This is a genomic window from Chryseobacterium sp. BLS98 (assembly GCF_001045445.1).
Classification (GTDB): domain Bacteria; phylum Bacteroidota; class Bacteroidia; order Flavobacteriales; family Weeksellaceae; genus Chryseobacterium.
Map to the genome: position 1 here is coordinate 781,565 of NZ_LFNF01000002.1, position 16,742 is coordinate 798,306.

The following is a 16,742-nucleotide window of genomic DNA, read 5'->3' on the forward strand; positions in this document are numbered from 1 at the left end:
TTGTACAAATATACATTTATATTTTCTTTATCTATCTAAAGCCTCGTAGATGGAATTATTACTTCTAAACTCAGGCACAATTGTTTTTAAAAGCTTAACAACATTCACTTTATCTTCCATGACAGAAGCATCTGTTATCAGATTGATCAGGGCTTCTATTTCTGAGAATGACATCGCAGGGTCTTTAGAAATCATGATCTTCTCATTATGAGTGGGAAGTGTTTTGGCATTATCACTCAATAGCTCTTCATAGAGCTTTTCACCAGGTCGTAAGCCCGTATAAATAATTTTTATATCTATATTAGGTTCAAAACCGGATAATTTAATCATTCTTCTTGCCAGGTCCAGGATTTTTACAGGTTCTCCCATATCAAAGACAAAAATTTCACCTCCCTGCCCCATTGTTCCTGCCTGAAGAACAAGTTCACAGGCTTCCGGAATCGTCATAAAATATCTTACAATATCCGGATGGGTAATAGTTACCGGACCTCCTGCCTCTATCTGTCTCTTAAAATGTGGAATAACAGAACCGTTTGATCCCAATACATTACCAAATCTTGTTGTAATGAATTTAGTAGTATTTCCTTCAACGTGATGTAAGGACTGAACAAATAACTCTGCTGCTCTTTTGGAAGCCCCCATAACATTGGTAGGATTTACAGCTTTATCCGTAGAGATCATTACAAACCGGTTTACTTTATAACGGCTTGATAAAATCGCAACATTTTTTGATCCTAAAACATTAACGCGGATAGCTTCATTAGGATTCTCCTCAACTAAAGGTACATGCTTATAAGCAGCAGCATGGTATACCATTGAAAAATTATAGGTTTGAAATACCGGTTCAACACGGTGTATATTAGAAACATCCGCTAAAACAAATTTAAATCTGATATGAGGAAACTTCTCTTTCATTTCAAGCTCAATATCATATAATGGCGTTTCGGCCTGATCCAGAACCACAATCAATGCAGGATTAAACTGGGCTACCTGTCTTACGATTTCACTTCCGATAGATCCGGCACCACCTGTCACCAGTATATTTTTATTGAAGTGTCTGCTTTTAACTTCTTCGCTTTCAATTTTTATCGGTTTCCTGTTGAGAAGGTCTTCAATCTGAAGATTCCTGATGGCTCCTCCTAAATCACTGTCTCTTAATTTCTGTACGGATGGAGCTTTAAATATATTTAAGTCTTTTTCTAAGAATAAATTCACCCATGAATTCATTTCATCTTTAGACATCATTTCTTTAACAATGATAACCCCGTCAATAATAAGGTCTTCTTTTGTAGCTTCCTCTATTCTTCTCTTCTCATAAATAGGTTTTCCCAATAGCGAGGCTCTCTTGGAATCTGTTCTCTGCGTAAGGAAGCCTACTACCTGATAAGGCAGGCTTGGGTTATCTAAAATAGCACGGGCTATAGCAATGGACTGTTCATCGATACCAAGAACCAAAATTCTTTTTTTCAGGGCACTCCTTCTATATTCCCGAACAATATGGAAGAACTCTTTCACATACAACCTGAAAAGGAATAATCCCATAAAAGAAATAATGAAGTAAAGGATAAGGAATGGGGTAAGGATAAATTTCCCTCCGGTAGACCAGAAATAGATCAGGTTTACCAATCCCACTACGGTCATGGTACAGAAACATGATATAAGCAGTTTAAAAAGGTCAATAAAAGTAGAGTGCCTTATAATCCCTGCATAAGTTTTGAATAAATACATAAAAATTGTATTTATCAAAATAATAAAACCGAAAACAATACTTTTCTCTTCGTGATAAATGAATTCTTTCTGGGTAATTTTTTCTATCGTATAAGTGGAAAGAAATAAAGACATGACCAGAATAATAATATCTATTACAAGTATTATCCATCTGGGAAGATATCTTACGTCTGAGAGATTGACAACATTATCACCTCCAAATATCTTTTTTCTAATAGAGCTGTACATTGTCTTTTTTTGTGTTCATATTTAAATAGGTTCAACCCCTTGTTTTATTAATACTCTTTAAGAATGGATACAAAAATAAAATAAAATCCTATCTATCCGTAAATTTTAAAAACAAATTTAGGGAATTTCATTTTCTAAAACTTCAGAAATTCTATTTCTGCAATCATTCGTTAAATTGGTTCCTGACGGTAGACAAAGTCCTGTGTCAAAAAGCGTACCAGATAAATTATTCCCAAAAAATCTGCAGTCCTTATACAGAGGCTGAAGATGCATTGGCTTCCACAGATATCTGGTTTCTATATTATTCTGTGAAAATTTATTCCTAAGCTCCTCCTTCGAAAGTTTATTTTTCAGAATAACAGTATTGAGCCAGTAATTAGAATAAAAATCACTGTTTGGGGCCGAAAATAAATCAATATTTTCATTATTCTTCAAGAGTTCGTGATAAAAATCATGATTTTTTCTCTTCGCAATGATTTTTTCTTCGAGTGTCTCCAGCTGTCCCCTTCCAATCCCGGCTGCAATATTATCCATCCTGTAATTATATCCTAATTCGGAATGATTGTAAAACACTTCGTTGTCTTTACCCTGTGTAGCAAGAAAAAGCGTTCTTTTCTTTACCTCCTCATTTCTTGAGATCAAAACTCCTCCGCCTGCAGTAGTGATAATTTTGTTTCCGTTAAAACTAATAACAGAAAGATCTCCGAAAGTACCACAAGGCCGGCCTTTATATTTACTGCCTAGCGCTTCCGCACTGTCTTCAATTACGGGAATATCATATTTTTTTGAAACCTCGAATACTTCTTCCGCTTTAAAAGGCATTCCATACAGGCAAACTGCAATAATCGCTTTCGGCTTTTTTCCTTGCTGAATACAGTATTTTATTGCATCTTCCAAAGCATTCGGACATATATTCCAGGTTTGGTCTTCGCTATCGACAAATACCGGAACAGCTTTAAGGTAAAGAATGGGGTTGGCAGAAGCCACAAAAGTAAAAGACTGGCAGATAACGAAATCGCCTTCTTCAATATTTAATAATCTAAGCGCCAGATGAATGGCTGCAGTTCCGGAAGATAAAGCCGTTACATGAGAATTGTTTCCTAAATAGTTTTCCAGGCTATTTTCAAATTCATCTATATTGGAGCCGTATTGGGAAATCCAGTTGGTATCAAATGCGTTGTGTATATATTCAAGCTCATTTCCTCCCATATGAGGAGGTGAGAGCCAAATTTTTTCTTTTTTCAATTATCTATTTATGTTTCCGCAAAAGTATCATTTATTTTTTCATATTCAAAGCCTCGGCTCATCAAATATTTTATTGTTTTAGATTTTTTTTGATATTCCTTCATCCCTTTCTGCTTTGAATAGTAGTCTTCAAAGATTTTTCTGATCATTTTTTCATAATCGGATTCATCTATTTCATCGAAGCAGCTGTTGATGAGTTTTTCAGAAATCTGTTTCTGCTTAAGGTGCATTTTAATTTTATTTCTGCCCCAGTGCTTGATGTAAAATTTTCCTCTGATATAGCTTCGTGTAAATCTTTCTTCGTTAAGATAGTTTTCTTTTAATAGGTACAGGATAATTTCATCCTTTGCTTCATCAATGAGCATGAATTCTCTCATTTTTTGCTCCACTTCTACATGGCAACGGTCCTGATAGACACAATAGTTGACCAGTTTCTGCTTTATTTCATCAAAGGTGAAAGATTTTTTCTCCATAATAGATATGAAAAAGAATGGACAAAGCCGCCCATTCTCTATGATAATATTTTAATTCAGATTAATAGTTGAACAGGGCTTTGCCTTCCATCAGTTCATTTACTTTCTTTCTTACAGAACCGATCACTTCTTCATTTTTGATATTTTCTACCACTTCAGAGATGAATCCTGCAATGGTGTCCATATCATTTTCTTTAAGACCTCTTGTTGTGATGGCAGCAGTTCCCAATCTGATACCGGAAGTCGTGAACGGTGATTTGTCATCAAAAGGAACCATATTTTTATTACATGTGATATCTGCCAGTACCAAAGCCTTTTCTGTTTCTTTTCCGTTGACGTTCTTATTTCTAAGGTCAACCAGCATTAAGTGGTTATCTGTACCTCCGCTTACAATATCAAAACCTCTGTTGATCATAGCTTTTGATAATGCCTGTGCATTGGCTTTAACCTGTTTTGCATAGGTTTCAAACTGAACGTCTAATGCTTCAGCGAAAGCAACTGCTTTACCGGCAATAACATGCTCAAGCGGTCCGCCCTGAATACCCGGAAAAACAGCACCATCTAATACCTGGCTCATCATCTTTGTTTCTCCTTTCGGCGTTTTGTGACCGTATGTGTTTTCGAAGTCTTTCCCCATCATGATCATTCCTCCTCTCGGACCTCTTAAAGTTTTGTGAGTAGTAGTGGTCACCACATGACAATGTTCAAATGGAGAATTCAATAATCCTTTTGCCACTAAACCTGCCGGGTGAGCAATATCTGCCCAAAGTGTAGCTCCGATTTCATCTGCAACCTCTCTGAATCTAGCATAATCAAGATCTCTTGAATAAGCGGAGAAACCTGCGATAAGCATTTTTGGTCTTTCTCTCAAAGCTACTTCTCTCATCTGATCGTAGTCGATAAGTCCTGTTTCTTTCTGAACACCGTAAGAAACCACCTGATACTGAATTCCTGAGAAATTCACAGATGAACCATGAGTAAGATGCCCTCCCATTGAAAGGTCCATTCCCATGATTTTGTCTCCTGCTTTCAAAACTGCAAGGTAAATAGCAGCATTAGCCTGTGAACCTGAATGCGGCTGTACATTGACATAATCTACACCGAAAAGTTCTTTGGCTCTGTTGATGGCTAATGTTTCAACCTCATCTACTACTTCACATCCTCCGTAATATCTTTTTCCGGGATATCCTTCAGCATATTTGTTGGTCAGTACACTTCCCATTGCTTTCATCACGTTCTCAGAAACAAAGTTTTCTGATGCAATAAGCTCTAATCCATGGGATTGTCTTTGTCTTTCTTTTTCAATCAGGTCGAAAATAATGTCCATTTTACTTTTAGTTTTTGAAATTTTTCACCCCAAATGTACGGAATTTCTTGTAAGATTTCTTTATCCTAAAATCTGATTTGGGAATAAAATTTCAGGTATTATGCATCAATTTACCATCAATTGTGACTTTTTTACTCCAGCTTATAACTTCTTTTTAAATATAAACTAGCTTTCACCAATAAGATCAATACAGGAACTTCTACCAAAGGTCCAATAACTCCTACAAAAGCCTGCGACGAATGAATTCCAAAAACGGCAATACTTACTGCAATAGCCAATTCAAAATTATTTCCTGTCGCTGTAAAAGCGATGGAAACATTTTTGTCATAAGGAACTTTAAGGCATTTGTTTATTGAAAAACTTATAAAGAACATCAATACAAAATAAATAATCAGTGGAATTGCAATTTTTACAACATCCATGGGCAGTTCCATTATTTTATCCCCTTTTAAGCTAAACATTAAGACAATTGTAAATAATAAGGCATATAAAGTAACAGGTGAGATGGCAGGGATGAATTTTTGGCTGTACCATGCTTTTCCTTTGAGTTTTGTAAGACAATAACGGCTTATAAAACCTGCTAAAAAAGGAATTCCCAGATAAATTAAAACGCTTTCCGTTACATTGCCAATAGGTACAGAAACATTAAAATTACCCAATCCTAATTTCTGAGGAAGGAGATTAATAAACAGCCATACCAGAAAACTATAGGATATGATTTGAAAAATACTATTTAAGGCGATCAGCAAGGCTGCATATTCCCGGTTCCCTTTTGCCAGGTCATTCCAGACAATAACCATGGCAATACACCTTGCCAGGCCTATAAGAATGAGTCCGATCATAAAATCCGGCTCATTCTTAAGAAAAACAACAGCTAAAACAAACATTAAAACAGGCCCTACGACCCAATTCAACAACAACGAAACGGATATTACTTTTTTATCCCGGAACACTTGTGGTAATAAGTTATAGTCTACTTTCGCCAAAGGTGGATACATCATCAGGATTAATCCTACAGCTAAAGGGATATTGGTAGTCCCTGAAGAAAATGAATTGGTGATTACAGAGATGCCCGGAAAAAAATATCCCAAACCTACTCCAATGATCATGGCCAGAAAAATCCAAAGTGTTAAATACCTATCAAGAAATTTTAATTTGGTATTCATTTTTAATCATTTATTTTGGAAAAAACATAAAACATTTCGGCACCGATCTGCAGACTTCTTTCTCTGTATATTATAGTTTGTTCAGCCGTGTCATCTGAAATTTTCGGATCTTCAAATGTAACAGGAATACGTTTCTCGGCACCTGAAATGAAGGGACAACCTTCATCTGCCTGTGAACAGGTCATAATTGCAGCAAAGCCTGTATTTGGGTTAAAATTATCATCATACTTTTTAGAAAATCCAATAACAGGTAAAGCATTTTCAGAATACTTAACAGCATATACAGGGTTTTCGCTTTCACTTAGTTTCCAGATATGAAAGCCAGCTTCTGTTAATGTTTCGACAATTTTAGGAAATAAAGCCGTTGTTTCCGTACCTCCGGAATAGCAGTTTACATTAGAAATTTTAAAATAGGCGGATGCAGTTTGCGCCCAGATCTGTGCAAGATGGCTTCTCCGGGAGTTATGGGTACAAATAAAATTAATAGATATTGATTCCTGATTTCTTCTTTTCTGCTTTACAAAATCTATCAATGGCTGTAAAACATCTTTTCTTTCTTCGCTGATCTCTTGAGAAAGAAGTTCTTCTATCTGTTTTGTCAATTTAGGATACATTCGAATCATTATAAGGTTAATATTTAGCAACAGCCTGAACCCGGTGTACAACCAGAATTCTGGTTAGTTTTCAGCCCTTTCAAGTTTATTTTTTGCTTTTCCGGAGGGATTCCACAGGCGTCTGCAGCTAAGCAAGCGGTCAGTTTATTCTTTAAAACAAAATTTTTACCGTTAAACTCAAGATCATATTTTCCAATGGTCTGATCCTGATATTCCACCTCAATTTCAAAATCGCCTATTCCCAGCTTCTCTTCCGAAAGGTTAATGATATGCAATAACTTTCCGGGTTTAAGGCGATGTTCATAGTCATCTGCATTCCAAAGCTGGAAGTTGACTCTCTCTTCTTTTCTGATGGTTCCTCCACAGTCGATAAAATTTTTAGTCACACTTCCTATTTCTGTTACATGAAAGTGTTCAGGAACTAATTTGCCGTTTTCAAGCTGGAATTCAACATTATCCAATGAAGGTAAAATGTTTTTGATATCTGATAGTTTCATAAGTGATATTTTAATTGTTATAATGCAATATTACGATAGTTATGGTTAAAAAATTTTAGCAGCAATTCTGCTTTTTGACTGTAGCAATAATATTCGAAAAGAAAGTGTTTAAAACTTCAAAAGCTTTTTCGTCAATACAGTAGCAAACGGAGTTCCCTTCAATATTTCCTTTTATAAGACCTGCATTCTTCAGTTCTTTTAAATGTTGAGAAACAGTGGGTTGTGCAAGAGGAAGTTCATTGACAATATCTCCGCAGATGCATTCATTGACCTTCAGAAGATATTCTATGATGGCAATTCTTGCTGGATGCCCCAAAGCTTTTGCAATAATTGCTATTTTATTCTGTTCATCTGTAAAGAAATCTGTTTTAGTAGCACCCATGATGTTTAATTATATCGCAATATTACGATAATAAATTTTTACAGCAAAATATTTAATAAAAAATCCCTGCAGAAATTCCTACAGGGACCGCACCCATTTATAATATATAATTAAAACTCCTCATCTGCAAGCTCCTTGTTGACAATAGCTCCTGTAAAATTTCCCTGTGCGACAGCATTGGCAACAGATCTCATCATGGTTACATTATCTCCGCAGGCAAAAACACCGGGGATATTGGTTTTGTGCATATCATCAATTTTAATAAATCGGTGTTCGGTAAGCTCACAACCCAGATCTTCCGAGACATTGATATTCTGTTCAAACGGTATTTTAGCGTAAAGGGCCTGTAAAGAAATTTCTTTTCCGCTTTTAAAGATTATTTTCCGGATGTAGCCGTTTTCATGTGCAATTTTTTCAATTTCATCTTCAACCAAACTGATATTATGATGAGCGAGCTTATCTTTCTGCTCTTTTGAAAGAGTCGACTGTCCATTACTGAATAAAAAAAGATCTTTGGTCAGGTTATACACAAGCTTTGAAAATTCATAGACCATATCGCCATCTGAAAGTATTCCTGTCACTTCATTTTTCACTTCGTAACCGTGGCAGTATGGACAATGCAGTACTGAAATCCCCCAACATTCTGCAAATCCCGGAATTTCCGGCATAATATCCTTCACTCCTGATGCCAGAACCAGCTTTTTAGCATAGAATTTTTCTCCTGTGGAGGTTTCCGCTTCAAATCCTTCATCTGTTTTCTTTAAAGCCGCTACAAAACCTTCATGAAACTTTACGGTATCATATGCTGCGACCTGCTCCCGGGCAAGATCAGAAATTTCTTTCGGCGCTTTGCCATCGTGAGTGATAAAGTTATGGGAATGCGGAGTCTGCATGTTGCATGGTTTACCGCTGTCAATAATCAGAGTATTTCTTAGTGATCTTCCCAGAGACATTCCTGCGGATAGTCCTGCATAGCTCCCTCCTATAATGATGACATCAAAATTTTTCATTTAATTGATATTAGTGTTTAATGATTGATAATAGCAAAACGGACAGCTTCAGGTTTTGCTTATTGGTCTATTTGCCTTACAAAGATAAATAATATTTCATTAACGAAACAATGTTGCATTAATATTGACCAATATTATTTAATATAAATATTATAAACTGAGCAGCTGATTTTAAATCTGTAAAATTTAAAATCAGCTGCCCTATTATTGATATCTGTGTTTCACTTCATTGATTTCATCCAAAATTTTTGGCCGGACATCAATTTTCGCTCCTGTGAAACTGAAGATTTTAGTTCCTCTTTCTCTGGAAAATTTATTGGTAATAGAGTCTGCCAACTTGGAGGTTTCAAAATAAGGACCTGACTCTTTTAACTCGTCAACTTCTAAAGCTTCTTTTATCCGGATCAGGTTATCATACCTTTTGCTGAGATCAAACCAGTTTAGATAATCTGCATTAAAGGAGACTGCCCTTACTCCTTTTTTAGAATAGTAATTAATAGCTCCTGCCTGGCCATAATTATCACAAAGAACCAGGGTCCTGCCACTTCGTGAAAGCTGGGAATACTCTTTATCCACTTTTTGGGCAAGCTCTTTCCATCCCTGCATATCTGCAAAATCCTGAGGGAGCGGATGATCTTTACCATCTTCCCAGCGGAGTAATCCCATCTTTTTATATTTTTCAGGGTGGCTGATGATGTATTCCGGACTTTTATTGGGAAAAGCAAGATTATACAAAGGCAGAAACAGAAGAACAGGAATAAGGATAAAAACAGGTTTAAGAAACTTCTTCCAGCCTTTATCAAAGATATGCGCCAGAAAAACGGCCCCAAATGCTATAAAAACCGGGTAAAGTCCAACAGCATAATAATCTTTAGCCCTGAAAAATAAAAACAGGGCAATCGTTATGACATATGCCCAAAAGAAGGATCTGAACTTCTCAAACGGCTTGTAAAACAGCAGTGCATAAAAACCTGAAATAATTACCAATAATGAGCCTATAAAGAAAAGGATCTGGGATTTAAAAAACCCGAAACGGCCAACATGAACCAATTGCCTTTCCGAGAGTTCTTTCATATGTGAAACAACCGGGAAATCGAATTTGTATTGCCAGATCAGGTTAGGAAGCATGATTAATAAAGCCACCAAAGCTGCTCCGTAAAGATGAGGCTGAAGAAAGACCTTTCTTTGCCGGGTCAGCAGGATAGCCGGGATTAGTCCGAGCACGGAGAAGACAATATTGTATTTATTCAGAAAGCCAATTCCAAAGATGACTGCTGTAATGTAAAGCCATTTTACTTTTTCTAAATTGAAATACAGGATCAGCGTATAATAAATCAGGGTCCACAGTAGAATTTCCAGAGAATTAGGCTGAAAAAGCATATTGATCCGGAGAAGTGCGGAAAGCAAAATGCCCGTTGAGGCTAAAATCTTAGCATATAAGCTACCCTGAAGCTCTTCAATGATTTTCCATACGACCACAAGAGTCAGTGCACCGAAAAGAGCCGGAAAGAATTTTACCCAGAACACGGATCCTCCGAGTATTTTAATAAGCCATGCCAGCCATGAATTCACGGGAGGGACGGACAGATATCCCCAAGCGAGATGGTTGGCCTGATTCAGATGCAGGTATTCGTCCCTGTGAAGCTCGTATTCCGGACTGATCAGGGAGTATTGCAGAATGAATTTTGCAATGACAAAAAAAATGAGAAGGAGGCGATTCTTCATCAATTATAATGTTTGTAGGGTTATTATTCTTTTTTAAGACAATTTATTGAAAATATTCATTACATCGGTTCGGTCAATAAAAAATCCCGGAAAAAGCTCCCGGGATCATACAGTTTAAATATATAGTGATTGTTTACTATTTTTTCTTTTCTTTAAGCTCTTCTTTATCTTTATCGGAAGGGTTCCAGACTTTCACTTCAGAGTCTTTGGTAAGTCCTGAAAGGATCTGTACGTTGATTCCATCGCTGGCGCCTAATTTCACATATACTTTTTTGAATTTCCCATCAGGCTGCTTCACTTCTACGAAAGGAGTGTCTTTGCCGTTTTTCTTTTCATACTGAATCAGGGATTCGTCCAAAAGCAATGCATTCTTCTCAGATTTCAGCACAATCTCACCGTTGGCAGAAAATCCTGCTCTGATGTATTCGTTGTTAGGATTGTTTACATCCCCTTCTACCGGGAATTTTATGGTTCCCAGATTATCTTTTCCTTTAGGAGCAATCATGGTCAGTTTTCCCGGGAACGTTTTGTTCTGAAGGGCTCCGATCACGATTTTCATATCCATTCCCTGTTTCAGTTTTCCGGCCTGAGCTTCGTCTATTTCTCCCTGGAAGATCAAAGAATTAAGGTCTGCAATGGAACAAATCGTTGTTCCTGCATTGAATGAGTTGGCTTCGATTACCTGGCTTCCTACTTTTACAGGAACCTCAAGAACGGTACCTGCTGCTTTGGAACGGATCTGCGTTGTCGCAAGGCCCTGAAGTTCCGGAGTAGCTCCTGTTTTCACAATCTGCAGTCTTTTCTGAGCGGTAGCCAGCTGCTGATTGGCATTCCTAAGAGCCTGCTGTTGTGAAAACAGCTGCTGCTGCGAGTTTAAATACTCCTGCTTGGAAATAACCCCTTGCTTGTACAGTTTTTCCTGCATAGAATATTGCTTCTGCATATTATCTACATTCATTTTAGCATTACTGATCTGCAGCTGGGAGTTTACCACTTCCTGCTGGGCATTGTTTACATCAGCAATATTAGGGATGATTCTCACGGTTGCAATCAGCTGTCCTGCTGTTACTTTATCTCCTTCATCTACCAGAATTTTATCAATGATCCCTGCAATATTCGGTTTGATCTCGATCTCTTCTTTTGGAATAATCTTTCCTGTAGCCATCACCTTGTCTTCCATATCCTGGTACTTTGGTTTTCTGGTAAGGAAAGCTTCACTCTGTTTAGAATTTGATTTCACGAGATACCCGATCCCGGAGAACAGCGCCACTGCAAATAAAAGCCCGAGTACAATATAAATGGCTTTTTTCCAAGTGAATTTCTTTTTCATATATCTAGTTTATTTTTTACTATTAAAAGGGTATTAGTTTATTTAAATATTTAATGATTAAAAAATTTAAACATTAAAATCAATTTCAATTTTCAAATTAACATCACATCACTACTCTGATCTCAATGCTTCAATAGGACGGATTTTTACTGCCCGCTGTGCCGGGATCATCCCGATAATCAGACCAAGGACTACCATCACAGCCATGGCACCGAATACGTTTCCATAATTTACGGTCGGGTTGTAGAATGGAAAATCATCCTGGTTCTGGGTCACCATATTTAAAATAATGAGGACGAAAATTCCGCACATAAATCCGAGAATTCCGGAAGACAGGGTAATCACCACACTTTCCAGGAGAATCTGGTTTCTTACTTCGGCGGGTTTTGCGCCCAGTGCTCTTCGTATTCCGATTTCCTTGGTTCTTTCCTTTACGGTAATCAGAAGGATGTTTGAGATAGCGATAACTCCTGCAAGAATGGTAAGCGTTCCCACAATAATTGTTAAAAGCTGCATTCCCGTAAGAAAACCTGTCAATTTTTTAAATTCTTTTCCAAGGTTGAAACTTCCGAAGGCATTGGTATCTTCGGGAGATACTTTATTTTTGGTTTTCAGGACCTGTTTTACCTCTTCTTCCACTCCGTTTACATTGGCGTTGGGCTTGCTTACAATTGCAAACATGTCAATCTGCTCTCCGGCATTATACATTTTTGTATAGGTTGAAAGAGGGATAAAAGCAGTTCTGTCGTTTTCAAATCCGCCTCCTTTTTTCACTCTGAAAACGCCGATCACGTTAAAAAATATGCCTTTTATATTGACCTGTTTCCCAACGGGATCTTCTTTTTTCTTGGCATCAAAAAAATTCTTATAGATCTCTTCTCCAATTACCACTACGTTTTTATTTCCCTGAACATCAGCATCATTAATGTAACGGCCGAAAATAAGTTTCTTTTCAGATATTTTATTCCCCACCGAATAATCTCCGGTAAGAGAATAGGTTCCGTTTTTACCGTTTCTTGACATGGATTCGCCTGGCGTTCCGGTAAAGCTGCCCCTTGCATTTTGTGGTGAGATATAATCTACGGCAGTAACTTTTCTTTTCAGCATATCCATATCGGATAACTGGAGATGAACTTCCCTTCCCTTAGGAAATCCGTCATACGGAATGGAGGTTTTCTGAGCCCAAAGAAAAATGGAGTTGGTGGCAAATCCGGAAAATAGTTTATCAAAACCGTTTTCCATTCCTTTTGCTGCCCCAAGAAGACTCACATACAAAAACATTCCCCAACCCACACCAATCATGGTAAGGAACGTCCGAAGCTTATTATTCCTCAGTGAATAATAAATTTCCTGCCACGTATCTTTTTTAAATAAAATGTTCACTTCTTTGAGTTATAAGTTTTATTGTATTATAAATAATCATTGATGAATGATAAATGATGCCTTTGATTCATTGCATTGACTTCATCTTCGGATCAACCCATTATCACATCAGCGCATCATCATTCCGTTCTCAGTGCCTCTATAGGCTTAATCCTTGAAGCTCTGTATGCCGGAACGAATCCTGCAATAAGTCCTGAACATACCAGTGCTATGAATGCCATAAAAATGGTTCCCCATCCCACACTAGGGTTTTTAATGAAATATTCTTCAAGGCTGTCTCCTATTAAGCTAAGCGCCAATACTCCTATGGCAACTCCTATAATTCCTGAGATTACTGTTATCACAACACTTTCCTGTACAATAAGGGCAACAATACTTCTCGGCTTGGCACCAATTGCCTTTCGGACACCGATTTCCTTGGTTCTTTCTTTTACGATATACACCATGATGTTACTGATCCCGATAATTCCGGCCAGCAGTGTCCCCAAACCTATAAAACCTACAATAAGGGTAAGGACCGCCATAAACTGAAAGGTTTCGTTCATGTTTTGAGCATTGTTCCAGACGCGGACTCCGTTTTCATCATCAGGAGCAACATTTTTTCTTGCTTTTAACCTGTCTTTTAGTTCATCACCATATTTAATGGCCTCCTGAGGTGTCAGCTTTTCGTTGTAGGCAATATATGCGGTAGATACTGTATCTGAACCTTTTTTCATTTGCTGAAGGGTCGTAATGGGAACTGTGATATGCCTTTCGTCCCAGTCACCTCCATCATCGGAAAAAACACCTACTACTTTGAACATGGTTCCGTTGATATTAAGGTCTTTTCCTACAGGACTTCCGTTTTTGATGAGGTCACGCTGAACCATTCTACCAATTACAGCTACATTCAGCTTTCGCTCAAGGTCCATTGGTGTAAGATAGCGTCCGTCCAGCATCTTTCGGTTCTCAATAACCTGCTCTCCGGGTTCTGCACCGTTGATCTGGTAAGTTCCGCTTTCTTTTCCGTATTTCACCATCAAGTTGGTGCTGTATCTTGGGCTGGCATCGCCTACTTTTTCTTTATCGGTATTGACCAGGAAGTCGTAGTCATCATTATCCATCGTCACTGTCCTGTCAGACTGAAGTCCTTTGTAAGCCAGCGTGGTTTTACCCGTATATATCGTGATAAGATTCTGTGCATCTCTTGCAAAACCTTCGGTAAAGGCATTCTGAAGACCTTTCCCTATCCCGAAAAGAACAACAAAAATAAACAGCCCCAAAGCCACTGTAAACCCCGAAAGTACCGTCCGCAGTACATTACTGCGAATAGAACTGAATATTTCCTGCCAACGATCTAGGTCAAACATTTCTTATTGTATTAAAAGATTGAAAAATTCAAAGATTAAAAAAATCGAGCTCCAAATTTTCAAATTATCTCATTATCAAATTTTCAAATCAGCAAATCCTACAAAACAATCTGCTTAATAAACTCATCACTTTCTATGATCCCATCCTTCAGGATTACGTTTCTTTTCGTTTGGGCGGCTACGTCAGGTTCGTGGGTTACCACAATGATGGTTCTTCCTTCATTATTGATATCCTGAAGAAGCTTCATAATATCGTGTGTTGTCTTGGAATCCAGTGCTCCGGTAGGTTCATCCGCCAAAACGACTTTAGGATCTGTAATCAGAGCCCTTGCAATAGCCACTCTCTGCTTCTGCCCTCCGGAAAGCTCATTGGGAAGATGGCCTGCCCATTGTCCGAGACCTACTTTCTCCAGGTATTCCAATGCTTTTTGGTTACGTTCTTTTCTGGGAACATTCTGGTAGTATAAAGGAAGTGCTACATTTTCAAGAGCTGTTTTATAGCTGATCAGATTGAAAGACTGAAAAATAAAGCCCAGAAACTTGCTTCTGTACTCTGCAGCTTTTACCTCAGACAGATGCTCAATTGGAACCCCATCCAGCTCATAAGTCCCTGAATCTTTTTCATCCAGAATACCGATGATGTTAAGAAGCGTGGATTTTCCGGAACCGGAACTCCCCATAATAGAGACAAACTCGCCTTCGGAAATATTAAGATTAATCCCCTTCAGAACGTGCAGTTTGCTTTTTCCTGTATCGTATGATTTATGTAAATCCTGAATTACTAACATTAAGTGGTGCTTGTTTTATACCCAATAAGTAGATGATATTTTCAATTTGTTACAAGAACAATAATTTATTCGAATATTTTATTGTTTAACAAATTAAACCTTTATTAAAAGTACATTACACAAAAGTGTTTAACCGTAACTTTAATTTTTCATTTATTTTCTGCCTGTAACCCTCCGTAAGCCATTATCTGTGCTGGTTTCATGTAAATGTGGAAAACTTTTACAGTTAAAACTCAGCCAATTAGTATTTACCCCTTTTAAAATCAGTTCTTTTTTTCGAACTTTGTCATTAGTTCTTTACAAGAAACCTACACCAGTCAATGTGAATATGTTTCAAACGTAAATACCAAACATACAACAAGTTAAGCATTGCTTCAAAGTTATCCACAGTGATGCAGATTATTTAATTTTAAAGATATTTTAAATATGGGAATTTTCGATAAAAGAGTAAGTTACAAGCCATTTGAATACCCTGAGGTTCTTCAGTTTGTAGAGGCGATCAACAAATCGTTCTGGGTGCATTCGGAAGTGGATTTTACTGCAGATGTTCAGGATTTTCATTCGCAGTTGGAACCACATGAAAAACATGCTGTGAAAAACGCACTTTTAGCGATTGCACAGATCGAGGTGTCTGTAAAGACATTCTGGGGAAACCTATACAACCACTTGCCAAAACCTGAATTCAACGGCCTGGGAGCTACTTTTGCAGAATGCGAATTCCGTCATTCCGAAGCCTATTCCCGATTGGTAGAAGTACTTGGATACAACGAAGAGTTTTTAAATGTCATAGAAATTCCTGCCGTAAAAAAGAGAATTGACTTCCTGTCAAACGTTCTGAAACATGCGAATTCTACCACTCCAAAAGAATATGTATCCTCTCTTTTATTATTCAGCATCCTGATCGAAAACGTATCGCTTTTTTCACAGTTTGCCATCATCCTTTCTTTCACAAGATTCAAAGGATACATGAAAAACGTTTCCAATATCATTGCCTGGACTTCCGTTGATGAGCAGATTCACGCCAATGCAGGAATTTACCTGATCAACAAAATCCGTGAAGAGCAGCCGGACCTGCTGACAGATTCAGATATCGAAGACATCTACACCTTGGTAGATCAGTCCATTGAGCTGGAAGGTGAAATTTTAGACTGGATTTTTGAACTGGGAGAATTAAGCGTTTTCTCAAAAGAAGACCTTCTGAACTTCATGAAGTACCGTGTAGACGACAGCTTAAAGAAAATCAACATGGAAACCCGTTACAATGTTTCCCCTGAGCAATACCGTCCAATGAAATGGTTTGAAGAAGAGGTTTTTGCTAATTCTATGGATGATTTCTTCGCAAAAAGACCGGTAGATTATACGAAACACGATAAGAGTATTACGGCGAACGATTTGTTTTAAGCCGGAAGAAGCGCGAGCGAAGCGAGCGGCAAAGCAGTTAGTATTAGCAATATCATACTGAGCATGCCAAAGCATTTTAATAACTTCATTTAAATA

General features: G+C 37.6%; 15 protein-coding genes. 1 reads left to right on the forward strand and 14 read right to left on the reverse strand.

The window, feature by feature from the left end; genetic code table 11:
- Positions 1-27: 27 nt before the first annotated feature.
- From ACM40_RS08460 to ACM40_RS08525, 14 genes are all read right to left on the reverse strand, one after another.
- Positions 28-1,956, reverse strand: coding sequence for a polysaccharide biosynthesis protein (locus tag ACM40_RS08460; RefSeq protein ID WP_048502378.1), 1,929 nt, complete (start codon positions 1,954-1,956; stop codon positions 28-30).
- A gap of 117 nt (positions 1,957-2,073) precedes the next feature.
- Positions 2,074-3,165: an aminotransferase class I/II-fold pyridoxal phosphate-dependent enzyme gene (locus ACM40_RS08465; RefSeq protein ID WP_048502869.1), complete on the reverse strand. Its 1,092-nt coding sequence runs from the start codon at positions 3,163-3,165 to the stop codon at positions 2,074-2,076.
- Between the two features lie 44 nt (positions 3,166-3,209).
- Positions 3,210-3,674: a regulatory protein RecX gene (locus ACM40_RS08470; protein WP_048502379.1), complete on the reverse strand. Its 465-nt coding sequence runs from the start codon at positions 3,672-3,674 to the stop codon at positions 3,210-3,212.
- Positions 3,675-3,735: 61 nt separating this feature from the next.
- Positions 3,736-5,001: a serine hydroxymethyltransferase gene (glyA, locus tag ACM40_RS08475; protein ID WP_048502380.1), complete on the reverse strand. Its 1,266-nt coding sequence runs from the start codon at positions 4,999-5,001 to the stop codon at positions 3,736-3,738.
- 131 nt (positions 5,002-5,132) lie between these two features.
- Positions 5,133-6,167 (reverse strand): ACR3 family arsenite efflux transporter, encoded by a 1,035-nt coding sequence (gene arsB / locus ACM40_RS08480; RefSeq protein ID WP_048502381.1) that lies wholly within the window; start codon positions 6,165-6,167, stop codon positions 5,133-5,135.
- A 2-nt stretch (positions 6,168-6,169) separates the two neighbouring features.
- Positions 6,170-6,781, reverse strand: coding sequence for a protein-tyrosine-phosphatase (locus tag ACM40_RS08485; protein ID WP_048502382.1), 612 nt, complete (start codon positions 6,779-6,781; stop codon positions 6,170-6,172).
- A 23-nt stretch (positions 6,782-6,804) separates the two neighbouring features.
- The gene (locus ACM40_RS08490) at positions 6,805-7,278 is read right to left on the reverse strand and encodes a DUF6428 family protein (protein ID WP_048502383.1); all 474 of its coding nucleotides are present in this window, start codon (positions 7,276-7,278) and stop codon (positions 6,805-6,807) included.
- 55 nt (positions 7,279-7,333) lie between these two features.
- A complete protein-coding gene (locus ACM40_RS08495) occupies positions 7,334-7,660 on the reverse strand; it encodes an ArsR/SmtB family transcription factor (RefSeq protein ID WP_048502384.1) in 327 nt (108 codons plus the stop codon).
- Positions 7,661-7,770: 110 nt separating this feature from the next.
- Positions 7,771-8,670, reverse strand: coding sequence for an NAD(P)/FAD-dependent oxidoreductase (locus tag ACM40_RS08500; protein ID WP_048502385.1), 900 nt, complete (start codon positions 8,668-8,670; stop codon positions 7,771-7,773).
- 204 nt (positions 8,671-8,874) lie between these two features.
- On the reverse strand, positions 8,875-10,395 hold the full coding sequence (locus ACM40_RS08505) for a glycosyltransferase family 39 protein (protein ID WP_048502386.1): 1,521 nt from the start codon (positions 10,393-10,395) through the stop codon (positions 8,875-8,877).
- 136 nt (positions 10,396-10,531) lie between these two features.
- Positions 10,532-11,725 carry an efflux RND transporter periplasmic adaptor subunit gene (locus ACM40_RS08510; RefSeq protein ID WP_048502387.1) on the reverse strand — a complete coding sequence of 398 codons (1,194 nt, stop codon included), beginning with the start codon at positions 11,723-11,725 and terminating at the stop codon, positions 10,532-10,534.
- A gap of 111 nt (positions 11,726-11,836) precedes the next feature.
- Positions 11,837-13,108, reverse strand: coding sequence for an ABC transporter permease (locus ACM40_RS08515; RefSeq protein ID WP_048502388.1), 1,272 nt, complete (start codon positions 13,106-13,108; stop codon positions 11,837-11,839).
- 119 nt (positions 13,109-13,227) lie between these two features.
- The gene (locus ACM40_RS08520) at positions 13,228-14,457 is read right to left on the reverse strand and encodes an ABC transporter permease (RefSeq protein ID WP_048502389.1); all 1,230 of its coding nucleotides are present in this window, start codon (positions 14,455-14,457) and stop codon (positions 13,228-13,230) included.
- Between the two features lie 98 nt (positions 14,458-14,555).
- On the reverse strand, positions 14,556-15,245 hold the full coding sequence (locus ACM40_RS08525) for an ABC transporter ATP-binding protein (protein ID WP_048502390.1): 690 nt from the start codon (positions 15,243-15,245) through the stop codon (positions 14,556-14,558).
- 426 nt (positions 15,246-15,671) lie between these two features.
- Between ACM40_RS08525 and ACM40_RS08530 the strand changes: the two genes are divergently transcribed.
- A complete protein-coding gene (locus ACM40_RS08530; protein WP_048502391.1) occupies positions 15,672-16,646 on the forward strand; it encodes a ribonucleotide-diphosphate reductase subunit beta in 975 nt (324 codons plus the stop codon).
- Positions 16,647-16,742: the final 96 nt, after the last annotated feature.